Below are 22786 nucleotides of genomic sequence, written 5' to 3'. Positions count from 1 at the left end.
TTGGCAAGCCTGCCGTCAACGCCTCAGGCACGCCCTGAGGCGCAATCGCGACAGTGAGTGTGCCCTGAGAAGCCCTCTGTAACCTCGCGCGGGTGCCCGAGATCCATCACATCTCAGCGGAGACCCATGATCGGCTGCAAGCCGAGTTCACCGATCTGACCGGTCGAGGTCGCATCGACATCGCGGCGCAGATCGAAACGGCCCGGCTGCTCGGAGACCTGTCCGAGAACGGCGACTACCACGCTGCCAAAGAGGAACAGGGGAAGATGGAAGGCCGCATCATGCGGCTGAAGTCGATCTTGGAGAACTGCGAGATCGTCGTCGGATTCGACGACAGCGCTGTAGCACCGGGCTTGGTCGTCTCTATTCGTTTCAAGGGTGACGATGAAGTCGAGCAGTTCCTCTTCGGTTCGATCGAGGAGCGCCGATCGGGCATCGAAGTCGTCTCGCCGGGCTCGCCGATGGGCCAGGCCCTCGAGGGCGCTCGCGCGGGTCAAACGGTCACTTACGAGGCGAATGGCAACCAGCTGAGCATCGAAGTCGTCGCGATCGAGGCCTGACAGCCGAACACGGATCACGGCGGTGCCCGATGCCGGACCGTTGCGGCAGAGTCCACCAAATCCAATCCTGAGTTCACAACGCCCAGGCAAACCCCACCAGCAGCAGAAGCAGCACGATCGACAGGTTGGCCACGGCGTGCAGCACGACGGCGGACCACCAGCCGAAGTGGATGCGGACAATGCTCGCCAGCGCCCCGAACCACAGCTGCGGCAACACGACGAACGGGATCGCCAGGATCGTCGTGCCGGACCATGCAATGTCGTACGGGGCGACGTGCGCCAGTCCGAAACAAGCAATCAGCAGCCAGATCGGCACGGCCGGCCAGCGCAGCAACAACCGGTCGACACGGCGATCCAGTGAAGCGAGGACTCCGATGCGATCACTCAGCAGGTGCAATCCGACGCCGACACCGACGATCGCTAAATCGACGAGCAGCCGACCGGCGTAGCCGAGACGGGGGCCGTAGATGCCACTCAACGCGGCAACCGCAATGAAGAATCCGGGGAACAGCAAGAACGTCCGGGGCCGCTGCGCGAACGGCCATCGGACCATCGCTTCCTCAGCGATAGGGGCATAAACGATTGCCGAGACAGCGAAGATGAGTAGTGATGCATCCGCCTCGACAACCGATTCGGGCAATGTGAACCCACTCCGCAGATCGCCGATGGCCAGCACGGCCCGGGAGACCATGAGCAGTGCCACCGCTCCGCCGAGTTCGATGGCGAGGAGGATGGCCAGCGCGCCGACCTTGTGCTGAGGCGAGTGGCATCGATGCCATTCGGGCCGTATCAACACCTTTGGGTTGAGATGACCCCAGAAGGAACCGCTGCACCGTTGCACGGCGGGGGCAGGTACAGGCGCCGCTCCGAACGGCGGCCGAACATCCACAGGCGCGAGGGCTGGGTGCGGACCGGGTCGCTGTTCCGGTGTCGCAGCGGAATCGACGCGCGGGGCCTGCGACGGCGAGATGGGTCGCGGACGGCGCCGGTCCCGGCGCTTCCGCCGAACAGGAGCACCGACGCCACCGTCGTTGAAGAAGATGGTGACCATTCTCCGAAGACGTTGACGTTTCGGGGGACCGGGGCGGACGGGCCGAACCGGCGGCGGCGGGACTGGTCGCGGGCCTCGTGTCGGAGGACGCGACGTCGGCGGCGGGACAGTTCGCGGGCCCGATGCGGGGGGACGCCCGGGCGGTGGCGGGACAGGTCGCGGGGGTGGAGGCTCGTTCGTCACGAATGCGGGGCGTCAGGGCGAGAACCCGTCGGCGTCACGACTTTGGCACAACATCCCGCGCACGCCGGAACGAGCCATGCAGGCGGCAGGTTGGAAGCGGTAACGCCACAGGCGCACACTGACACTGTGACAAACACCACAGCGGCGGGGCCGCGCACGCTCAGCGAGAAGGTTTGGGACCGCCACGTCGTTCGCACCGGCGGCGGGCAGCCCGACCTGCTCTACATCGACCTGCACCTCATCCACGAGGTGACCTCGCCTCAGGCCTTCGACGGCCTGCGCATGTCTGGGCGCAACGTGCGACGCCCGGACTTGACCGTGGCCACCGAGGACCACAACGTCCCCACTGCCGATCTGCACCTGCCGATCGCCGATCCGGTCTCGGCCAAGCAGGTGCAGGTGCTTCGAGCCAACTGCGAGGAGTTCGGCATCACGCTGTACCCGATGGGCGATCCCGGTCAGGGCATCGTGCACGTCATTGGCCCCGAACAAGGGCTCACGCTGCCGGGCATGACCGTGGTCTGCGGCGACAGTCATACCTCGACCCACGGAGCGTTCGGCGCACTGGCGTTTGGCATTGGCACCTCGGAGGTGGAGCACGTGCTCGCCAGCCAGACGCTGCCGCAGACCCGGCCTTCCACTATGGAGGTCTGCGTCGACGGCACCGCGCCGGCCGGTGTCACTGCAAAGGACATCGTGCTCGCGATCATCGGCCGGATCGGCACCGGCGGCGGCATCGGGCACATCATCGAGTACCGCGGGTCCGCGATCCGTGCGCTGTCGATGGAAGGCCGGATGACCGTTTGCAACATGTCCATCGAGGCGGGTGCCAAGGCCGGCATGGTGGCGCCCGACGAGACCACCTTCGAGTACATGGCAGGTCGTCGGCATGTGCCGACCGGTGCCGACTGGGACGCAGCGGTGTCCGACTGGCGGTCGCTCGTCACCGACCAAGGCGCGACCTTCGACCGTACGGTCACCCTCGACGGCGCATCGCTGCGCCCGCATGTGACCTGGGGCACCAATCCTGCACATGTCATCCCGATCGACGGCGCCGTACCTGCACCCAGCGACTTCGAGGACCCCGTCGAAGCCACGACTGCCCAGCGGGCACTCGACTACATGGGGCTCGCCGCGGGCACCCGGCTGGCAGACGTGAGGGTCGACACGGTGTTCATCGGCAGTTGCACCAATTCCCGCATCGAGGACCTGCGTGCGGCAGCAGCGGTGGCCCGCGGACGCAGCGTGGCCGACGGCGTCCGCACGCTGGTGGTGCCCGGCTCGTTCGCTGTCAAAGCCCAAGCCGAGGCCGAAGGGCTCGATGCGATCTTCACCGAGGCTGGGTTCGACTGGCGCGAACCCGGCTGCTCTATGTGCCTGGCGATGAATCCCGACAAGCTCGCGCCCGGCGAGCGCTCGGCGTCGACGTCGAATCGCAACTTCGAGGGTCGGCAGGGGCGGGGCGGCCGGACGCACCTGTGCTCGCCGGAAGTGGCCGCCGCCACGGCGATCGCCGGACGCTTTGTGACCCCCGACGATCTCGCCTGAACGGCTGCGGCAAGCGGCGGCCTCGGGCACGACAGAGCGACAGAGTCGAGAGAGAAGGAACAGCATGGAGTCAGTACGGGTGCACGAGGGGCGGGCAGTGCCGCTCGACCGCTCCGATGTGGACACCGACCAGATCATCCCCAGCGACTGGCTGAAGCGGGTCGAGCGCACCGGCTTCGGCAAGGGATTGTTCAGCGAGTGGCGCGACGAGCGCGACTTCGTGCTGAACGACGAGCGCTATGCCGGAGCCACGGTGCTGGTGGCCGGATCCAACTTCGGCACGGGCTCGTCACGCGAGCACGCAGTATGGGCGCTCATGGACTACGGCTTCGTCGCGGTGGTCTCGCCCCGCTTCGGCGACATCTTCCGCAACAACTCCACCAAGAACGGCCTTGTGCCGGTGCAGGTGTCCGAGGAGGCCGCAGCGCGCCTGCGCGCTGCGGTGGCCGAAGACCCGGACCTGGTCGTGACCGTCGACGTGGAGCGGCGTTTGCTCAGCGCCCCCGCTGCAGGCATCGAGGAATCGTTCCCGATGGACGACGCCACCCAGGAGCGCTTCCTTGAAGGGCTTGACGACATCGGCATCACGATGCGCAGCGTGGCCGACATCGACGGCTACGAGCCGACCCGTCCCAACTGGATGCCCACGACCTGATTGCGCAGCAGCTCAGGCGGGGCGCAATGCCTGGAGCAGGATCCAGGTGGCCGCGGTGCGGTCAAGCTGAACAAGGTCCTTTGGTGGGCTGACTTCGAGATGGAGCAGGTCATCCCGTACGAGACATCCATCATCGACCCGCGACCGCTCACCGGTGAAGATCGTGCGCGGTTTGGAAATGGCGATAGCGGCCGGGCTTATTGCGGAGTGACAGCCGCTCCAATCGGCGCAGCTGTCGAGCGCTCCGAGGGTCTTCAACGAACCGTTGAAGCCAGCTACGACTGGTTCGACGGCACTGATTGATTGTCCCGCTCGCCCCGTCTGGCGCACTCAGGTTGGCCGCTGAAGAAGCGAAGCATCCAGCCTGCGGCGAGCTCCTGGTTGCAGGGCATGGACAGGCTGGTCTTGGCCTCGGCGACGACGTCCGCGCCCAGCAACTCCGTGCGGCTCTCGTACAGCGGCCCGACGAATTCGGGTTGGAATTCTGGGTGACCTTGCAGTCCGATGAGGTGGTCCCCTACCGCCAGCATCGCGATCGGGCACCGGTCGGCGCCTGCCAACACGACGCCACCGGGGGGCAGTGACACCACCTGGTCTTGATGGCTGTGAATGAGGCGGATCTCGTCCGATTGCGGATCCATCCACTCGCGGTGCTCGTGAATCTTCCAGACGTTCGCGCCGACCGTCCAGCCATGCGGTGCCCGTTGCACCGCTCCGCCGAGCGCGTGGGCGATCATCTGGTGGCCGAAGCAGACACCGAACATCTTGCGCCGCTCAGCGTGCAGCTGCCGCACGAAGTCGGCGAACTGGGTGATCCAGGGCACGTCGTCGTAGACGGAGGCTCGCGTGCCGGTGGTCATCCAGCCGTCGTAGGCGTCGAGGTCGTCGGGCCACTCGCCATCGGGAAGGCTGAAGGTGTCCATCTCGACGCTCGGGTCGACCCTCGCAATCACGTCGGCGAACATGTCCGAATAGGTGCCGCAGATCGACCTCAGCTCGCCCACGGGATCGTCGCAGCGCAACAGGCCCAAGCGCAGCGGCCGGTGCACGCCTGGTGAGGTGGGCGGCATCGTCAGCTCAGCGGAACGACGAGACGAGGGCGCTGTCCGAGCCGTGAGCGAGCGGTTCGAGCAGGCCACGCTCCCGCAGGATCGGCATGACGCCTTCGCCGAACCAGTAGGCCTCTTCGAGGTGCGGGTAGCCCGACAGGATGAACTCCTCGAACCCGAGTCCGTGGTATTCGGCAATACGGTCGGCAACCTCTTCGTAGCTGCCCACCAACGCTGTGCCGGCGCCTCCCCGCACCAGCCCGATGCCGGCCCAGACGTTGGGATGGATCTCGAGTCGGCCGCCCTGTTCGGAATGCAGCTGGGCCATCCGCCGCTGGCCCTCGGACATCGTGGTGGCGAAGTCGGCTTGGGCCGAAGCGATTGCCTCGGGACTCATGTGGGCGAGCATGTCGTCGGCCACGGCCCAGGCATCAGCCGCATCGGGTCGGGTGATGACGTGAAACCGGATGCCGAACCGCAGAGTGCGTCCCTGTTCGGCCGCCAGCGCCCGCATGCGACCCAGGCGTTCAGTCACCATGTCTGGCGGTTCGCCCCAGGCGAGATACACGTCGACGTGAGCCGCCGCGATGCGTTCGGCCGCGGGCGACGCTCCGCCGAAGTACACGGGCGGCACCGGATCGGGAACATCGCGGGTCGTTGCCCCGGCGACCTTGTAGAAGTCGCCGTCGAAGTCGAACGGGTCCCCGCTCCATGCCTCGCGCACGATCTGCAGGAACTCACCCGTTCGGGCATAGCGAGTGTCCTTGTCGAGCCAATCGCCGAAGCGATTCAGCTCGCGTGGCTCTGCTCCGGTCACGATGTTGAGCAGCAATCGGCCGCCGGTGAGCCGCTGGTAGGTGGAAGCCATCTGTGCGGCGAGCGTCGGCGAGAGGAATCCGGGCCTGAACGCCACCAGGAACTTGATGCGGCGCGTCAGCGGCGCCAGGGCGATGGTGGAGAGCCAGGCGTCCTCGCACATCGTCCCGCACGGCGTGAGCATCCCCTCGTAGCCGAGCTGATCGCAAGCAGTCGCGATCTGGGCGAGATAGTCCATCGACGGCGCCCGCCAATGCGCGCCCGGCTCGTCGGGCAGCACGTCACGGGAATCGCCGCCGGTGGGCAAGAACCAGTGGACCTTCATCGGCCGAGCACCTCGCTTGCAACGTCGCGCCGGGCTCCGCAGACAACGGGCGCCGACTGCGCTGGGGGATGGCGACGTCGGTTACGGTAGCGCCGGCCCCACGGGAGCCCGGTCAAGATCTTGCTGGCTGTGGTCGCACCCGACTTCCTTCTCATCCGCATCACGCCAGGCGATCCAACCACGATCATCATCGGCGAGAGCGGGTCCGGCGACCCAGAGCCGCGGGAGGAGTTCCGTGTCTGAGATGTCGACGCTGGCTGATCTCGCTGCACCGGCAGCCCTCGATATGAGCTTCAGCCTCATCGGCGACGGCCTGCAGGACGCCTACAACCCCAAGCTGCGCGAGCGCTGAGCAGTGTTTCCCAACTTCGGCGTGCCGCGGCTCTCGGTTCGGGGACTCACTGTCCGTTTCGACGCGTTCACGGCGGTGAGCGATGTCGGATTCGATCTCCACGACGGCGGGACGCTCGCGGTGGTCGGCGAATCGGGTTCGGGCAAGTCGGTGACTGCTCTGTCGATCATGCGGCTCATCGAGATCGGAACGAGAGCCACCATCGACAGCGGAGCGGTGCTGTTCAGGCATGACGACGGTCAGGTCGCCGATCTGTGCTCATCATCACCCACGACATGGGTGTCGTCGCCGAGATCGCCGATGAAGTGGTCGTCATGCAAGCGTCGCGGGTAGTCGAACGCGGAGAAGTCCACGATGTCTTCGAGCGGCCGCAGGAGACCTACACACGCTCCCTCCTCTCGGCGGTGCCGCGGCTCGGCTCGATGACCGGCGAGAGCGGGCCCCGTCGTTTCGAATTGCTCGACACGGGTGGATTCGGCGACCCCGAACCTGTCGCTGCGACAACATCTGATCCGGTTGTGGACGCATGAACGCGCCGGCTCCCGCAACGCCGATCGTCGAGGTTGAGGCGCTGACCAAGCACTTCCCGGCTCCTGGCAAGGCTCGTGTTCATGCAGTCGAGCAGGTCAGCCTTCAGGTCGGCCGCGGCGAGACCTTGGCGATTGTGGGAGAAAGCGGTTGCGGAAAATCCACGCTTGCGTACCTCATCATCCGGCTGCTCGATCCCACGAGCGGCACGATCCGCCTCGACGGCACCGATATCACCGGTCTGGGGCCACGCGACTGCGCCCACATCGGCGCAAGGTACAGATCGTTTTCCAGGACCCGTTCGCCAGCCTGGACCCGCGTCGACCCATCGGCAAGGCCATCGGTGAGCCGCTCGTGATTCATCGGGCTGTGCCGCGCCGCGACATCGATGATGTCGTGGCGACGCTGCTACAGCGCGTCGGCATGTCTGCTGACGACATGTCGCAGTACCCGCACCAATTCTCGGGCGGGCAGCGTCAACGCATCTGCATGGCCCGTGCGTTGGCGCTGCGCCCCGAACTCGTGATCGTCGATGAGGCCGTGTCAGCGCTGGACGTCTCGATCCAGGCCCAAGTCATCAACCTGATGATGGACCTGCAAGAAGAACTGGGCCTGTCGTACCTGTTCATCAGCCACGACCTCGCGGTCGTGGAGCGCATCGCGCACCGCGTGGGTGTGATGTATCTCGGCCAGATCGTCGAGCTGGGGACGCGCCAGGCCATCTTCGAGAACCCGACACACTCGTACACCCAGCGGCTGCTGGAGGCCGTGCCGATCGCCGATCCGCGCCAGCGCCGTACTGATCGGTCGGTGCGCACCGACGAGATCCCGAGCCCGGTGTTCGAACCCGGCACCGCGCCCGAGTCAGTCGTGCTCACCGAGATCGAACCCGGCCACTTCGTGGCGCAAGCCACGAACATGGGACACAGCGTGGCGCAAGCCACGAACATCGAACACAGCGTGGCGCAAGCCACGAACATCGAGCACAGCGTGGCGCAAGCCACGAACATCGAGCACAGCGTGGCACGAGAGGAGCAAGACCGATGAACGCAGACACACCTGGCGCCTCCGAGCCATTCGTGATCTACCCGGCGCGGCACGTTGCGGGCCGACTGGCTCAAGCGAAGCCTTGGCGTGCCAGAATCGTCTGGGGCCGGACCGACTCGGCTCTCACCGTCCCCACCTCGCTGACTCTGGAGCCTTGACATGACGACGCTCATTCCGGAACCTGATGTCAACAACGTGTGGCGTCTCGAGACGCCGGGCAACGAGGGCTGGCTGCGTTCAGCTCGGCCGGATGCGGCCGACAAGTTCTTCATGTGCTCTGCCGATGGTCACGTCCAAGAGCCGAACCCGTTCCTTGTCGATCGCATCGACCCGGAGTACCACCATCGGCTGCCGACCATTGCCGTCAGCAAGGACATGGATCCCCATGGCAAGGGCGACAAGGACGCAGCCGGAAACGACACTTCCGAGGAGCAGTTCTTCCAAACGGCAGAGGGCTTCCGTCCGGCCAAGCTCAACTGGGCGAAGCCGTTCGAGGGCCACGAGAAGCTGCGCAACCGGTCAGGTCGCGACCCCGAAGCACGTGTGCGCGACCTGGCACTGGACGGCTGCGACACAGAGATCCTGTTCCCGAATAAGGGCCTGACCATCTGGGCTACGCCCGACGCCGACTTCAGTCACGCAATGTGCCGGGCCTACAACGAATGGGCCTGGGAGGAGTTCGAGGCCTACAACGACCGGCTGGCGCCGATGGCCTGCATTGCTCCCGCAGCGTTGGACAAGGCAATCGCCGAGATCCAGCGTTGTGCGGCGCTCGGGTTCAAGGGACTGAGCCTGCCGTGCAAGCCCGTCTTCGGGCCACCCGACGTCGACGACCCGAACTACAACCTGCGGGAGTTCGAGCCGTTGTGGGACTGCATCGACGACGTCGATCTGCCGGTCACGTTCCACGTCTCTACGGGTCGCGACCCGCGCACCGCTCGCAGCCAGGGCGGGGCTGTCATCAACTACGCGGTGCACTCGCTGGCGCCGACCATGGAGCCGCTCGTCAACATCTGTGCTTCAGGCGTGGCGGAGCGACACCCGAACCTGCGCTTCGGCGCAATCGAGGCCGGCATCGGCTGGGTGCCGTGGATGCTGGGCGCCATGGATGAGGCGTATCTCAAGCACCACATGTGGGTGCGTCCGAAGCTGGAGCTGCTGCCCAGCGAGTACTTCAAGCGCCAAGGCTTCGCGAGCTTCCAGGAGGACGCCGCCGGCCTTGATCTTGCCCGCGAGCACGGTTTGATCGACAACTTCCTGTGGGCGAACGACTTCCCACACCACGAGGGCTCCTGGCCGTATTCCGCCCAAGCGATCGAGCGCACGATGAGCCATCTCGATGACGGCGAGCGGGCCAAGATCCTTGGTCTCAACGCTGCCCGCATCTTCGGGTTCGAGATCCCCGAGCGCTACCTGCATCACCCCGACGCAGCTGCTGTCGCCGCCCAGCGCTGATCGCAGCCAGGTCGAGTGCTTGGCGGATGGCCGGATTCCGGCGCGAGATAGGGTGGACTCAACCGGATCTGACCCGTTGAGGAGTCGAGATGTTCCGCAATGCTCTGAAGCGCATCGGCAGCGCCGCGAAGAGCCTCGGCCACTTCTTTGCTGTGCTCGCGCATACGAAGAATCGACCGCAGGCTCCGGATCCCCGCAAGGCGGCAGCGCGTCGCGTACGGGAAGCAATGCACGCGACGCGCGGCAACACGGGCTTCAGCACCTCCGGCGCCAACGAGAAGATCTATGGCAAGGTCCTCTCTGACGGCCACAAGCAATAGCGATAGAATTCAGCTACCCGCAGCTGCGGGGTCGTGCACTGGGCAACCTGCCGGGTTGAAGAAGCGTTAGGCGTTGACGGCGTAGGGCACGGGATCGCCGGCCAGCGCCAGATTCACCTGCTCGGCGATCTGCATACCAGCTCGGTCTTGAGCTTCGCTGGTGCTGGCACCGAGATGCGGGGTTGCCACCACGTCGGGCCGGCCGAACAGCGGTGACTGCGTCGCTGGTTCGGATGCGTAGACATCCATTGCCACGCCGCCCAGCCGTCCCTCCTCCAGCGCGGCCGCTGCTGCCGCCTCATCGAGAATGCCGCCCCGGGCGGCGTTCACGATCAATGCGTGCGGGCGGCACTTGGCGAGGTTCTCGGCGCCCAGCAGGCCGACCGTCTCGGGCGTCCGCGGCATGTGCAACGTGATGATGTCGGAACGCTCAAGCAGCTCTTCGAACCGCACCATGTCGACCCCTGCCGCTCGAGCAGACTCGGGGCTCACATAGGGGTCGTAGGCGATGAGCGCAACATCGAAGGGGGCGATCCGCTGTGCCACCAGGAGGCCGACGCGGCCGAGGCCCAGGATCCCGACCGTCTTGCGGTAGATCTCCATGCCCCCCCAGCGGCTGCGCTCCCACCGGCCATTCGAGAGCGCTTGGTGAGCCTGCGGTATGTGGCGAGCCAGCGCCAGCATCAATGCGATGGTCATCTCCGCAGCCGACACGACATTGCTCAACGGCGCATTGCAGACGAGCACACCGCGCTCGGTAGCAGCAGCGACGTCGATGTTGTCGAGTCCGACTCCGGCACGCCCTACGACAACGAGTGCATCACCTGCCGCGAGGAGATCAGCATCTACCTGCGTTGCCGAGCGGACGATCAGCGCCTGCGCCGCGGCGATGGCGTCGCGCAGTTCGTCGGTACTGAGCCCGATGCGAACATCGACGTCGTGGCCGGCTGCACGCAGCATGTCGAGGCCAGCATCAGCCAGTTCCTCGGCGACCAAGATTCGTGCCATGTCACGCAACCAGATCTGCGATGCGGCTGATGCCTTCGCCCAGATCGTCGAGACCCAGGGCGAACGAGAAGCGCGCATAGCCAGGGGCGCCGAACGCCTCACCTGGAACGAACGCCACCTTGGCGTGCTCGAGGATTGCGGCCGCTAACTCCAGCGTGTTCGTGACCTCTGTGCCGCCGAATCGGCGTCCCAGCAGCCCTTCCATGTTCGGGAACGCGTAGAACGCGCCTTCGGGTTCGGGACACTCCACGCCCTCGATGGCGTTGAGCATTTCGGTGATGCGCTGGCGCCGCACGTCAAACGCGGCTCGCATCATCGCAACCGCCTCAAGGTCTCCCGAGACCGCTGCGAGCGCTGCTGCCTGTGCGACGTTGCACACATTGGAAGTGGAATGGCTCTGCAGATTGGTGGCCGCAGCGATCACGTCAGGCGGCCCGGCCATCCACCCGACTCGCCAGCCCGTCATGGCGTAGGTCTTGGCTACACCGTTCAGCACGACGCAGCGGTCGGCAACCTCGGGCACCAGCACAGGCAGCGAGTGATGCTCGGCATCGCCGTAGGTGAGGTGCTCATAGATCTCATCGGTGATCACCCACAAGCCGTGCTCGATCACCCACTCACCGATCGCAACGATTTCGTCACGGGGGTACACGGCACCGGTCGGGTTCGACGGCGACACGAACAGCAGCGCCTTGGTGCGGTCGGTCCGCGCCGCCTCAAGCTGGTCGACACTGACCCGGAAACCTGAATCGATGCCGGCGAACACGTCAACTGGGACGCCGCCGAATACTCGGATCGCTTCGGGATACGTCGTCCAGTACGGCGCCGGCAGCAATACCTCGTCACCCAGATCCACCAGCGCGGCCATGGTGTTGTAGACGGCCTGCTTGCCGCCATTGGTGACCAAGAATTGGCTCGCGTCCCGGTCGAGACCGCTGTCGCGCTTGGTCTTGGCGGCAAGGGCGGCTTTCAGCGCAGGCTGACCGCCAGCCGGCGAATAGCGGTGGTTCGCCGAGTCGCGGCACGCCGCTACCGCCGCGTCCACGATGTGTTCGGGCGTTGGGAAGTCAGGCTCGCCGGCGCCGAATCCGATCACGTTCTCGCCTGCAGCCCGAAGTGCCTTTGCCTTGGCATCAACTGCCAGGGTCGCCGACGGGGCGATGCCCGCCAACGCTTCCGAAACCCGTTTGCCGCCCAATGCTCGGCTGGACCCTGGTGAGGTAGGCATGAGATGACTCCTGTCCTGCTGCTTCGAGGGCACTGCGCGGCCGCGAGCGCCCGACAGTCTCGCTGCCAAGTCATGCATTCCGGCGCGTGAGGGACGCGCCGCGAGCCCCACAGACCGGCGTCTCGGAAAATTGTCGGGAAAATGTGGTTGTCGGCAGCAGTGCCGGGCGCAATAGTGGCAGCCGATGGCTGTGTCTCCCTCATCAATTTCCATTCCCGCAGAACTGCGGCCTGTCGACGGGCGCTTTGGCTCGGGACCGTCCAAGGTCCGTCCCGAAGCCGTCAAGTCACTCGCAGCGCGCGCGATCGACTACATGGGTACATCGCACCGCCGCAGCGGCGTGCGTTCGGTGGTGGGTCGGCTGCGGGCCGCGATGGCTGAGCTGTTCAGTCTGGGCGACGGATGGGAGGTGGTGCTGGGCAATGGCGGCAGCACGGGCTTCTGGGACGCCGCCGCCTTCTCGCTCATCGAGCGCCGGGCCCAACACCTGACCTTCGGCGAGTTCTCCGAGAAGTTCTCGGTCGTCACGACCGCAGCGCCCCACCTCCACGACCCAATGGTGATCACGGCCCCTTACGGCCGGCATCCGGTGCCCGAGCCTGCAGACCCGGCTGAGATCGACACGTACGCGCTGACGCACAACGAGACCTCGACCGGCGTTGCGATGCCCCTGCGCCATCACGAGCTGGCGGCAGCCCGAAGCGGCCCGGCGCCAGCGCTGTCGATGGTCGACGCCACTTCTGCGGCTGGCGCGATGACTTGGGATCCAACCGATGTCGACTGCTATTACTTCGCCCCGCAGAAGGCTTTTGCCGCTGACGGCGGGTTGTTCATTGCGCTGTGCTCGCCGGCGGCAATCGAACGGATCGAACGCATCGATGCCACCGGTCGCTACAAGCCCGCCACGCTCGACCTGGCCATTGCCGTCACGAACTCCCGCCAAGATCAGACCTACAACACGCCAGCGCTGGCGACGATCCTGCTGACGCTCGAAACCGCCGAGTGGATGCTCGACGGCGGCGGCCTCGCTTGGGCGGCGTCCCGCTCGGCAGCATCCAGTGGCACCGTTTACGGCTGGGCGGCCGAGCGTGATTTCGCCGCGCCGTTCGTCACCGATGCCGCGATGCGTTCCCCCGTCGTGTGCACCGTCGACTTCGAGGGTGTCAGTGCTGACGACATCGCTGCGACGCTTCGCGCCAATGACATCGTGGACACCGAGGGCTACCGCAAGCTGGGTCGCAACCAACTACGCATCGCGGCCTTCCCAGCAATAGAACCGGCCGATGCCGAAGCGTTGACGGCCTGCATCGACTACGTGGTGGAACAGTTATAGAGCCCAGCCGGCGCCCGGCCCAGGCGACTGATGAGTGGAGCACGACCCACCTCAAATCTCGACGAACAGGTTGCCCGTCCTGACGACGACGGTGCCCGCGGCCTTGTCGTGCCAGCCTTGGTTCTTGCGGTCCCAGACGAGACTGAGAGGGCACAGCACTGCGCCGACGAATGCCGCGAGTACTACGGGCGGGGGGAGGACCCGCGCCAAGGCGGCTACTGGCACCAGCGGTACCGCCCAGCGGATCAGCGACCTGCCCCAACCGGGATGCCCCCCAGTTGACAGATTCACCACTCTGATGTCCACGATCCGCTTGCCGAGCGTCCGGCCCCAGAGCGCTGTCTGCATGACCTCATAGCCGACGAGGAAGAACAGCAGTATCGCAAGGCCGACGAAGAGCCTGCCAGCGGCGCTAGTCCTGGAGTCAACGACGTACATGCCGACAGCGTCTCGAGCGATGAACCAGAGCGTGCACACGACCCCTCCGTCCAGGATCCGGGCAACCAATCGAGTTCCAGGACTCGCGAGCCGCACCGTTCCGATGTCATGCACATCGACCCAGCCGGTCCGCCACCTGCGCGGCGCGGCGCGCCTCTCATCGATGTCGCTCATGTGCCACCTAGGCCTTGATCACGAGCGTGCCGGCGGCCTTGTCATGCCAGCCCTGATACACCCGGTCCCATGTGAGACTCACCTGACACAGCACCCACCACAGTTCGCCGATCCACGGAATAAACGGCATGGCAGCGAGCACGCTGGGAACCAGCCAGCGCAACAGCGCCTTGCCCCATCTGGGCCGTTCCCCGCTCACGGCGTGCACGACCTTGATCCCGACGATGCGCTTGCCCAACGTCCGTCCCCATACGGCTACCGACACGACCTCATAGACGAGCCAGACGGCAACCCATGCCCACCAGATGCCGGGTCCCAGGCCGAGATCAGCAAAGTCCGGCGTAGCCGACTGGGCCTCGTCCAACACGGTGTCCCAGTCGATGCTGATGAGCAGGGTCACCGTATTGATGGCCAGCACCACCAGCAGGTCGAACACGCGTGCGCCGAAGCGAGCGGCTGGTGACGCCAGCTTGACGGTTTCACCGCCACCAAGCTCCGCCCATCCGGTCCTCCGACTGCCGTCGGACATCGGTTCGGGGTGATACTCGCTCAAGAGTCTCGCTCCAGCCTCGATGTTCAGTTGAGGGCCACCCGGGGAACCTGGTCAAGCCCGGACGACGAGGGTGCCAGCCGCCTTGTCATGCCAACCCTGGTAGACGCGGTCCCAGGTGAGGCTGACGTAGCACAGGATGGCTAAGAGCCAGCCGACGAATGGGATGAGCGAGACCAGGCCCGGAATCAACCAGCGGCCGACAGCCTTGCCCCAGCCCGGCACGCCGCCGTGCGCTGCGCTGACCACCTTGATGCCGGTCATCCGCTTGCCGAGAGTCTGGCCCCACACAGCGATCTGCACGACCTCATATGCGAGACCGATGGCCAGACCAACCAGGAACATCACGGCGATACCGCCTGAATAAACCCCTGAATCGTCTCCGGAGAGAAAACCTCCGAAAGCCACTGCGGCGAGAATGAAATAGAAGATGACGACGATGATCCCGTCGAGAATCCGTGCACCGAAGCGTGTCCCTGGTCTTGCCAGCTCGACGGTCTCGCCGGTCGCGAGTTCAGCCCAGCCAGTCCGCCGCCCCTCGTCGGAGGTCGGCGGCTCGTTGTAATCGCTCATGGAAGACCTCCGCCATCGATGTGGTGGCCGACAGATTCGCGAACGAACCTAGCGCGCTGCGCGAGCGTGCCCCTGTCGTTCGCGCAGCCGCGTATGTCCCGGGATACAGCCCAACGCGCTAGTTCAGCGCGGGGTCGTCGGGATAGTGCGCGAGCAGGCGGGCGGGCGGCCTCTGGCGTGCGAGCACGTCGTACCAGAGCGCGGTGGCATCGGCGGCCAGGTCGCCCGGTGTCGAATCGAACACCCACCAGCATCCGGCCTCCAACTCGCCTCGCAACTGGCCGGGCCCCCAGCCAGCGTGCCCGCCGTAGATGCGTACGGCGACAACCTCGGCTTCGAGTTCGGACGGATCGGCGGTGAGATCAACCAGGCCGACCTCGCCGTTCACTGTGCGCCATGCGCCGCCGGTCTCGGACGACTCGGTGCCAGTGCCCTCCGGTTGCTGTGCTTGCGCCGCAGGAGGAGCGGCAGCCGTCCCGAGAGCGAGCAGTCCCTGCGGTTCGACTGGCCCGCCGAGCCCGACCGCAGCTCCCTCCGTGAAGCGTGACGCCCAGCGCGGAACCGCTGAAGCGCACGAGATGTCCGAGACGCGATTGATGACGATGCCCAGCGTGCCTGCCTGCTGATGCTCGATCACGAACACGACGGTGCGGTCGAAGTTGGGGTCGACCAAGCGCGGAGTCGCCACGAGCAGGTCGCCCGCAGAGGGCACCCGCACCGGCGTCACGACGACTTCGACCACGCCCCGATTCTGCCACTGCGTCGCAGCGACTCAGGAGCCCCAATTTCCTATGGCTCCGCTCGATAGGGGGTGCCAAGAATGGCCAAGAATTCCCGTGGCCGGATGCACTGAAGATTGAGAGAGGCGCAAGCTGTCGCAATCGATGTACTGACGCGGTCCACGATGTCCTCAGTCACCACGCAAACTTCGTTTCCCTGCTCGCTCAATTGGCGAGCGAGGCCCACGACGTAGGGGTCCGCATCTTCCTCATCCTTGCTGATGTCAGCGAGATTGGGCACACGCGCCGTCACGTCCCGCATGATCCCTGATTCGACATCGAGCGGAAGCACTTGGGTATCTCGGACACCAGCAGCCCATACACCGGGCGCATCAGGGTGCGTGACGCTGCTGACTTCTCGATACACCTGCCGGGGCGATGCCATTTCCGCTTCGGCAACCATCTGCTCCATTCGCCGGAACAGCGACCATTGGTGACTTGCTGTCACAACTTTCTTGATCTGAATCAGTGCTGTGGAATCAACAACCCACACGTCGGGATGACCGAAGCGAAGCGTGCCATGCTCACTCACTTGCAAGCTGCGCAGTGAGATCGTCTATCTCATTTGGGGATAGGCCAAGATAGTCCGTGGCATCACGCAAATTGAGCCGACCGCTGTCCATTGCTTCCAACATCGTGCGAAGCGTTCTGACTCCCAATTCGCGCCGTCGTTTTTGGATCTTCGGTTCGCCGCCGCCACTTCGCTTGCTCTGCGGATTCCAATCGCGGAGTTTGGACCGGTTGGAATACACGCTGTACAAGTCACGTGTTCCAAGACCTGCATCAGTAAGCCTGATCGCCATGGCGCGCCCGCTTAAACACCGCGCGCCCGCTTACGCGAAAACGGTTTGCGATCTGTCGTACCTCCTTCGGCCTTGCCGCCGGCGCCGACCTCGTCACGCCGGTCCGGCCTGCCACCTCGTGCAACGCCTCTGTGGGCACGAGATACGCGGCGGCAAACCGTTCGCACCAACGCTCGGCAACACGGTCGTCGTCAAGCGATCCAACAAAGTCCTGGCATGCAGCATCACCCCGGTTAAGTAGGTGGCCGAACTCATGCATCAGGGTGAAGCTGCGGGCCGCCGGGACGTAGGCGGAATTCACCACGATGAGCGGTGCATATTCGTCCCAGGTGCTGAAGCCGCGGATTCCACCGCGGCCGAGAGAGGACTGCTCGACGAAGATCCCGAAGCGCTCGAGAACCGCTCGCCATGATCGAAATGCAGTCCGATCGCTGTCCCAGTCCAACTGTTCACCAACCGCTATTCCCGAGCGCTGGCGAGCATCTTGCCCTGCAACCAACGCGTCGGTGTCGATCTCATGCCTTGGAATATCGACGGGCGGGTCACCGCGGTCACGGATGCACCACGACAACATGGCCTGTCGACGCTGCGCCCGACGGATCACACGTAGATCGCCGCTCTGCAGCGGTTTGCCACCTAGGCCCGGAGCCGACCGGAGCCGAGGAGACACCGATGCACTCAAAGGAACCGAAGGCAGGAAGAACACTGCCGTAGGGCGCCTCAAGGCATCAGCTAGCTTGGTGACCTGGCCCTTGGAAGGCTCAGCCTCCTCCGACTCCCACAGTGCTATGTCAGCCGGAGCGACCGACAATTTCTCGGCGAGCCCGTCAACACTCAAGCCCGCTTCCTCGCGCGCCCAACTGAGCACCGAGCCCGTGATGGGAACTGATTGTGACGCCACAGTCCACCTACTTTCTCATGCCGTGCGTTAGCCCGTCGCCCGAGCGCGAGCTTTCTCAGCGACATGCTCCGAGCACATGTAGCTTGACGTCGTTCAGGAAACGGCGCCACCTGATGCGGCGGTGACGTCCTGGCGGCCCGCGGTGATCCACGGCATCATCGCCCGCAACTCCGCCCCGACCTGCTCGATGGGGTGCTGCTTGCCCTCGGAGACCATGCGGCGGTAGTTCGGCAGCCCGTTGCGGTTCTCATCGATCCACTCTTGGGCGAAGCTGCCGTCCTGGATCTCCGCCAGGATGCGCTTCATCTCCGCACGGGTCTCGTCGGTGATGATGCGCGAGCCACGGGTCATGTCGCCGTACTCGGCCGTGGTCGAGATCGAGTACCGCATGCCTGAGATGCCGGCCTCGTAGATGAAGTCGACGATCAGCTTCACCTCGTGCAGGGTCTCGAAATAGGCGGACTCGGGCTGGTAGCCGGCCTCCACGAGCGTCTCGTAGCCAGCCCGGATCAGCTCGGTCAAGCCGCCGCAGAGCACCACTTGCTCGCCGAACAGGTCGGTCTCGGTTTCCTCGGCGAACGTCGTGGTGAGCACGCCCCCGCGAGTACCACCGATGCCCTTCGCGTACGCCAGCGCGTCTGCCATCGCGTTCCCGGTCGCGTCCTGGTGGATGGCCACGAGCGCCGGGACACCACCGCCCTCGACGTAGGTGCGTCGCACGTTGTGGCCGGGACCCTTGGGGGCGATCATCCACACGTCAACATCGGAAGGCGGATTGATCTGGCCGAAGTGGATGTTGAAGCCGTGAGAGAAGGCAATGGCGTTGCCGGCCTTCAGGTTCGGAGCGATCGAGGAGTCGTAGATGGCGGCCTGGTCGGTGTCGGGCAGCGCCATCATGATGATGTCGGCCTCGGCAGCCGCGCCTGCAACATCGGCGACACGCAAGCCCTCTGACTCAGCCTTGGGGCGCGACGCCGAGCCCTCGCGCAGTCCCACGACGACGTCTACGCCGCTGTCGCGCAGGTTCAGAGCGTGAGCGTGGCCTTGCGAGCCGTAGCCCATGACGGCCACGGTGCGCCCTGCCAGCTGGCCCAGGTCTGCGTCTTGTTCGTAGTAGATGGTTGCAGGCATCGTTGTCGCTCCTCGACCTATGTGAATCGTTCAGGAATCGTGCGGATGGAGTATGCCGACGGCGGGTTCATAGGCATCGAGCGCTCGCAGCGCGATGCGGCCGGTGCGCTGAAGCACATGCAAGCCAAACGGGCGTAGTTGGCGCTCGCATCGGTCGAGCCGATCCGGATGGGCGCTGACGCTCACAATTGCCTCGCCGTCGGTGTGATCAAGCACTTCCCCCCCGTACTCGGAGATGACCTCGACGACTGCTGCGAGATCGACCGCCCCGACGCGTGCGAGCATCAGCTCGCGCTCGATCGAGTCCGACGGGTGCAGCTCACTGATGTGGATCACGTTGATGAGCTTGTCGAGCTGCTTCGCGATCTGGGTGACGTCGGTGTTGTGGACGTCGACCACGATGGTGATGCGGCTGTAGTCGGGATCGCCCGTCGGAGCGACCGCAAGGGAGAAGATGTTGAAGCCGCGGCGGCTGAAGAGACCGGCGATGCGCGCCAGCACGCCGAACTTGTTCTCCACAATGGCCGCGAAGATGTGGAGGTCCGGCTCCTGTGGGGCGCTCACGACGGCGCTGAGCCCTTCAACGCAGCTTCGGCATCGCCTTCAGGCCCCAGGATGATGTCGTCGTTGGAGCCGCCGGCCGGCACCATCGGGTACACCTTCTCCTCGGTATCGACCCGGAAGTCGATCACCACAGGGCGGTCGTTGATCGAGTTCGCCTTCATGATTGCGGGCACCACTTCGGAGGCTGATTCCACCCGGATGCCTGCGCAGCCCATGGCTTCGGCCCAGCCCACGTAGTCGGGGTGATCTGCGCTGAGGTACACCTGGCTGTAGCGCTCGGCGTAGAAGAGCTCCTGCCATTGACGCACCATGCCGAGGTAGGCGTTGTTGAGGATGGCCACCTTCACCGGGATGTTCTCGGCGCTTGCGGAAATCAGCTCCTGCGCAGTCATCTGGAAGCAGCCGTCGCCATCGATGGCCCACACGGTGCGGTCGGGCCGGCCCACCTTGGCACCGATGGCAGCCGGCACCGCGAAGCCCATGGTTCCGAGGCCGCCCGAGTTGACCCAGGTGTAGGGGTGGTCGAACTTCCAGTACTGGCTCGCCCACATCTGGTGCTGCCCGACACCCGCCACGACGATCGTGTCGTCGGGCGTGTTATCGCGCAGCTGCTCCACCACGTACTGCGGCTTGAGCGGGTGACCGCTCGAGGGCTGGTCATAGCTCAGCGGATACTGCTCCTGCCAGCCCGAGATCGTCGACTTCCAGACCGACCGGTCCGCCATGGCATCGGTGACGTCGGTGCCGTCGGCAGGCCGCAGCGCAGCGATCAGCGCCACTACGGCCACCCGGGCGTCACCGGCAATGGCGACGTCGGGCACGCGCACCTTTCCGTGTTCGGCTGGGTCGATATCGACGTGAATGACCTTGGCACCGGGGGCGAAGTGTGCTGGGTTTCCCGTGACCCGGTCGTCAAAGCGCGCCCCGAGGTTGATGAGCAGGTCGGCCTGCTGCATCGCGGTCACCGCCGAGTAGTTGCCGTGCATGCCGGGCATGCCCAGGCAGAGACGATGACGGTCTGGGAACACTCCGCGGGCCATCAAGGTCGTGACGACATGGATATCGCACATCTCTGCGAACTCACGCAACGCCTCCGCCGCACGTGCCTTCAGAAGGCCCCCGCCCGCGTAGATCACTGGGCGCTGAGCGGTGCGGATCAACGCGGCGGCTTCGGCGATGGCCGCGGGATCGACTTCGTTTCGAGGTCGGTAGCCGGGCAGGTCAACGCTGTCTGGCCAGTACCAGGTCATCATCTCGTTGCTGACGTCCTTCGGCAGGTCGATCAGCACGGGTCCCGGCCGGCCCGTGGTGGCGATGTGAAACGCCTCGGCGACGATGCGCGGGATGTCGGCCGCTTCGGTGACCAGGTAGTTGTGCTTGGTGACCGCCATGGTGATGCCCGTGGTGTCGCACTCCTGGAAGGCATCCGAGCCGATCGCCGACATCGCCACCTGGCCGGTCACGACCACCAACGGGACCGAGTCCATGAAGGCATCGCACAGCGGCGTCACGATGTTGGTGGCAGCCGGCCCGCTCGTGACCATCGCCACACCGGGCTTGCCGGTGACGTGCGCGTAGCCCTGCGCCATGTGGCCCGCACCCTGCTCATGGCGCACCAGGACATGGCGGATCGGCGAGTCCAGCACCGGGTCGTACACGGGCAGGATCGCCCCGCCAGGCAGGCCGAACATCACCTCGACACCGCTCGTCTCGAGGCTTCGCATCAAGGCCTGAGCGCCCGTGAGCTCCATGAAGTTTCTCCTGCAACGAATCCTGAAATGCAAATGCCTCCCGAGCGGGAGGCAGGGCGAGCGCGTCGAAACGGGCTCGCCTTAGGTAAGTACCCCTACGACCTCATTGCGCCTCGCGGGCTCGGCCGGGCAGCCGAACTGGTTTGCTGGTGAGCGCATCTACCCATTCTGTCGTGCCTGCCCCGCAGCCACAACTTGATTCGGGCGCACGCATGGTCGAAATCAGGCCGGCATGCCGCTGGGTGGGCGTACATTGGCCGGGTGCAGGGCGGACGGCTGCTGAGCGTCGCTGCCTGCACCGTGGCTATTGCTGCTGGGGCGATGGCGGCCGGGTGCTCGGACATCGGGCTTGACGAGGGCACAGGCCCTGCCGTCGGCAGTCCGGGCGACGGCACGGGCGCCGAGGCAACCGTGCCTGCCACCACGCTGCCGCTGACGCAGACCCCCGAGTACCTGGCGTCCAACACGCCGTGCCCGGTGGGTCTGCCCGAGCTCGGGGCGGTCCCACTCAGCGAGGCGGCCTCCGGGCGTGTCGTGACGCTCGCGCCGTACATCGACTTGGTCGAGGCGACCGTGATGGTGTTTGACAGGGCGACATCGGGCACTGGCGATTCAGGTACCAGCAGCGCGGGCGGTGGCTTTGTCGGCGACCGCAGGGGCCGCATCTGGCGATTTGCACCCAGCATGGCGGTACAGAGGGGCCCCGGATTCGGTGCGGTCTTGAGCGCGGAGCCCGTGGCCGACTTCTCGTCGAACACGGCGGCCGAGCACGATCAGGGCTTGGTAGGCATGACACTGGGGCCGCACGGCCGGCTGTGGATCAACCGCACCGACCGGCACGGTTCCAGTGTCCTCACTGTGCTCACGCCGACCGCTGACCGCACGGCGCTGCATGGCGACTACACCGATGTGCTGCGGGTAAGTCAAACCAACGCACAGCACAATGGCGGCGACTTGCTGTTCGGTCCCGACGGGCTGCTGTATGCGTCGTTCGGTGACGGCGGCGGCCTCGGCGACCCTCGTCATCACGGCCAGAACCTCGCCACTCCGCTGGGGGCCGTGCTGCGATTCGCCCTCGATACCGGCGGCAGCACTGATTCCGACGACTGGCGCCTGGTGCCCGCGCCGGGCAACCCGGACCTTGGGCCCGGCAGCGATCCGCACATCTGGGTCTACGGCACCCGCAACCCGTACCGCATGTCGTTCGACGAGGCGACCGGCACGTTGTGGGTCTCGGACGTGGGCCAGCAGTGCATCGAAGAGGTCAACGTGCTCGCACCCGACGAGGGCGGCGCCAACTTGGGGTGGAACGCCTACGAGGGCACTCGGCGTTTTGTGGGCGATGAGCTCAGCAACCACCGGGCACCGGACTTCGAGTACCGGCACGGGCGCGGCCTGTGCGCGGTGATCGGGGGACACGTCTACCGCGGCAGCGAGCTGGAGTGGCTGGCGGGTCGCTACGTATTGGCGGATTTCTGCGGGGGCGACATCTACGCCGCATCGGTAGAGCCCCGTGCACAGCCCGACGAGGTCTGGCATCTGGGCGTGAGCACGCCGCGGCCGGTCGGGTTCGCCGTCGACGGAGCCGGCGAGCTGTACGTCATCGACATAGAAACCGGCGTGTGGCGACTCACCGCCGATTCTTTCGCCGGATGATGCCAGAA

At 65.6% G+C, this 22786-nt stretch carries 24 protein-coding genes and 1 pseudogene; 11 read left to right on the top strand and 14 right to left on the bottom strand.

The features are described from left to right. The first annotated feature begins 92 nt into the window (after positions 1-92). Positions 93-560 carry a GreA/GreB family elongation factor gene (locus ACPXYO_RS11015; RefSeq protein WP_423920224.1) on the top strand — a complete coding sequence of 156 codons (468 nt, stop codon included), beginning with the start codon at positions 93-95 and terminating at the stop codon, positions 558-560. Between the two features lie 73 nt (positions 561-633). Here the strand turns inward: ACPXYO_RS11015 and ACPXYO_RS11010 are convergent, their stop codons facing one another. After that, positions 634-1356 carry a hypothetical protein gene (locus ACPXYO_RS11010; RefSeq protein WP_423920221.1) on the bottom strand — a complete coding sequence of 241 codons (723 nt, stop codon included), beginning with the start codon at positions 1354-1356 and terminating at the stop codon, positions 634-636. Positions 1357-1920: 564 nt separating this feature from the next. On the opposite strand from ACPXYO_RS11010, the gene leuC reads away from it, so the two are divergent. Both leuC and leuD read left to right on the top strand, forming a co-directional pair. Continuing rightward, the gene (gene leuC, locus ACPXYO_RS11005; RefSeq protein ID WP_423920219.1) at positions 1921-3342 is read left to right on the top strand and encodes a 3-isopropylmalate dehydratase large subunit; all 1422 of its coding nucleotides are present in this window, start codon (positions 1921-1923) and stop codon (positions 3340-3342) included. Between the two features lie 64 nt (positions 3343-3406). Continuing rightward, positions 3407-3997 (top strand): 3-isopropylmalate dehydratase small subunit, encoded by a 591-nt coding sequence (leuD, locus tag ACPXYO_RS11000; protein WP_423920216.1) that lies wholly within the window; start codon positions 3407-3409, stop codon positions 3995-3997. A gap of 275 nt (positions 3998-4272) precedes the next feature. Here leuD and ACPXYO_RS10995 read toward each other — a convergent pair whose 3' ends face one another. Both ACPXYO_RS10995 and ACPXYO_RS10990 read right to left on the bottom strand, forming a co-directional pair. Beyond that, positions 4273-5067 (bottom strand): glutamine amidotransferase-related protein, encoded by a 795-nt coding sequence (locus tag ACPXYO_RS10995; RefSeq protein WP_423920213.1) that lies wholly within the window; start codon positions 5065-5067, stop codon positions 4273-4275. 7 nt (positions 5068-5074) lie between these two features. Next, on the bottom strand, positions 5075-6187 hold the full coding sequence (locus ACPXYO_RS10990) for an LLM class flavin-dependent oxidoreductase (RefSeq protein WP_423920210.1): 1113 nt from the start codon (positions 6185-6187) through the stop codon (positions 5075-5077). Positions 6188-6542: 355 nt separating this feature from the next. Between ACPXYO_RS10990 and ACPXYO_RS10985 the strand changes: the two genes are divergently transcribed. The 6 genes and pseudogenes from ACPXYO_RS10985 (at position 6543) to ACPXYO_RS10960 (ending at position 9889) form a co-directional block, all read left to right on the top strand. Beyond that, positions 6543-6872, top strand: a complete 330-nt coding sequence (locus ACPXYO_RS10985) for an ATP-binding cassette domain-containing protein (protein WP_423920207.1) — start codon at positions 6543-6545, stop codon at positions 6870-6872. Beyond that, complete coding sequence (locus ACPXYO_RS10980) at positions 6854-7069, top strand: hypothetical protein (protein ID WP_423920204.1); 216 nt, start codon at positions 6854-6856, stop codon at positions 7067-7069. The genes ACPXYO_RS10985 and ACPXYO_RS10980 overlap by 19 nt, the downstream gene beginning before the upstream one ends. Further along, a pseudogene (locus ACPXYO_RS10975) lies at positions 7066-7550 on the top strand (ATP-binding cassette domain-containing protein); the annotation flags it as partial. The gene ACPXYO_RS10980 and the pseudogene ACPXYO_RS10975, both read left to right, overlap by 4 nt. 6 nt (positions 7551-7556) lie before the next feature. Further along, positions 7557-8114 (top strand): hypothetical protein, encoded by a 558-nt coding sequence (locus tag ACPXYO_RS10970; protein WP_423923812.1) that lies wholly within the window; start codon positions 7557-7559, stop codon positions 8112-8114. 159 nt (positions 8115-8273) lie between these two features. Continuing rightward, positions 8274-9569, top strand: a complete 1296-nt coding sequence (locus ACPXYO_RS10965) for an amidohydrolase family protein (protein ID WP_423920202.1) — start codon at positions 8274-8276, stop codon at positions 9567-9569. Between the two features lie 89 nt (positions 9570-9658). Further along, a complete protein-coding gene (locus ACPXYO_RS10960; protein ID WP_423920199.1) occupies positions 9659-9889 on the top strand; it encodes a hypothetical protein in 231 nt (76 codons plus the stop codon). A 66-nt stretch (positions 9890-9955) separates the two neighbouring features. On the opposite strand, the gene ACPXYO_RS10955 is transcribed toward ACPXYO_RS10960, so the two are convergent. Continuing rightward, positions 9956-10897: a hydroxyacid dehydrogenase gene (locus tag ACPXYO_RS10955; RefSeq protein WP_423920197.1), complete on the bottom strand. Its 942-nt coding sequence runs from the start codon at positions 10895-10897 to the stop codon at positions 9956-9958. 1 nt (position 10898) lies between these two features. Continuing rightward, positions 10899-12125 carry a pyridoxal phosphate-dependent aminotransferase gene (locus ACPXYO_RS10950; RefSeq protein WP_423920194.1) on the bottom strand — a complete coding sequence of 409 codons (1227 nt, stop codon included), beginning with the start codon at positions 12123-12125 and terminating at the stop codon, positions 10899-10901. 184 nt (positions 12126-12309) lie between these two features. On the opposite strand from ACPXYO_RS10950, the gene serC reads away from it, so the two are divergent. Further along, a complete protein-coding gene (gene serC / locus ACPXYO_RS10945; RefSeq protein WP_423920191.1) occupies positions 12310-13458 on the top strand; it encodes a phosphoserine transaminase in 1149 nt (382 codons plus the stop codon). A gap of 51 nt (positions 13459-13509) precedes the next feature. Here serC and ACPXYO_RS10940 read toward each other — a convergent pair whose 3' ends face one another. From ACPXYO_RS10940 to ACPXYO_RS10900, 9 genes are all read right to left on the bottom strand, one after another. Next, positions 13510-14070 (bottom strand): RDD family protein, encoded by a 561-nt coding sequence (locus tag ACPXYO_RS10940; protein WP_423920188.1) that lies wholly within the window; start codon positions 14068-14070, stop codon positions 13510-13512. Between the two features lie 7 nt (positions 14071-14077). After that, a complete protein-coding gene (locus ACPXYO_RS10935) occupies positions 14078-14623 on the bottom strand; it encodes an RDD family protein (protein WP_423920185.1) in 546 nt (181 codons plus the stop codon). A 51-nt stretch (positions 14624-14674) separates the two neighbouring features. Then, a complete protein-coding gene (locus ACPXYO_RS10930) occupies positions 14675-15193 on the bottom strand; it encodes an RDD family protein (protein WP_423920182.1) in 519 nt (172 codons plus the stop codon). A 118-nt stretch (positions 15194-15311) separates the two neighbouring features. Further along, positions 15312-15935, bottom strand: coding sequence for a YqgE/AlgH family protein (locus tag ACPXYO_RS10925; RefSeq protein ID WP_423920179.1), 624 nt, complete (start codon positions 15933-15935; stop codon positions 15312-15314). Positions 15936-15982: 47 nt separating this feature from the next. Further along, positions 15983-16504: a DUF4411 family protein gene (locus ACPXYO_RS10920; RefSeq protein ID WP_423920177.1), complete on the bottom strand. Its 522-nt coding sequence runs from the start codon at positions 16502-16504 to the stop codon at positions 15983-15985. Between the two features lie 251 nt (positions 16505-16755). Beyond that, a complete protein-coding gene (locus ACPXYO_RS10915) occupies positions 16756-17643 on the bottom strand; it encodes an ImmA/IrrE family metallo-endopeptidase (RefSeq protein ID WP_423920174.1) in 888 nt (295 codons plus the stop codon). Between the two features lie 126 nt (positions 17644-17769). After that, complete coding sequence (ilvC, locus tag ACPXYO_RS10910) at positions 17770-18807, bottom strand: ketol-acid reductoisomerase (protein WP_423920171.1); 1038 nt, start codon at positions 18805-18807, stop codon at positions 17770-17772. Between the two features lie 30 nt (positions 18808-18837). Further along, positions 18838-19371: an acetolactate synthase small subunit gene (ilvN, locus tag ACPXYO_RS10905; RefSeq protein WP_423920168.1), complete on the bottom strand. Its 534-nt coding sequence runs from the start codon at positions 19369-19371 to the stop codon at positions 18838-18840. Then, a complete protein-coding gene (locus ACPXYO_RS10900) occupies positions 19368-21122 on the bottom strand; it encodes an acetolactate synthase large subunit (protein ID WP_423920165.1) in 1755 nt (584 codons plus the stop codon). Before ACPXYO_RS10900 ends, ilvN begins: the two co-directional genes overlap by 4 nt. Before the next feature lie 261 nt (positions 21123-21383). Here ACPXYO_RS10900 and ACPXYO_RS10895 point away from each other — a divergent pair, with 261 nt between their 5' ends. Next, positions 21384-22778, top strand: coding sequence for a PQQ-dependent sugar dehydrogenase (locus tag ACPXYO_RS10895; protein ID WP_423920163.1), 1395 nt, complete (start codon positions 21384-21386; stop codon positions 22776-22778). Positions 22779-22786: the final 8 nt, after the last annotated feature.

Origin of the sequence: Candidatus Poriferisodalis sp. (assembly GCF_965237655.1) — a bacterium.
Taxonomy (GTDB): Bacteria; Actinomycetota; Acidimicrobiia; order Acidimicrobiales; family Poriferisodalaceae; genus Poriferisodalis.
Note: the sequence above shows the minus strand (reverse complement) of the source record. Positions and strands in the feature narration are given on the sequence as shown.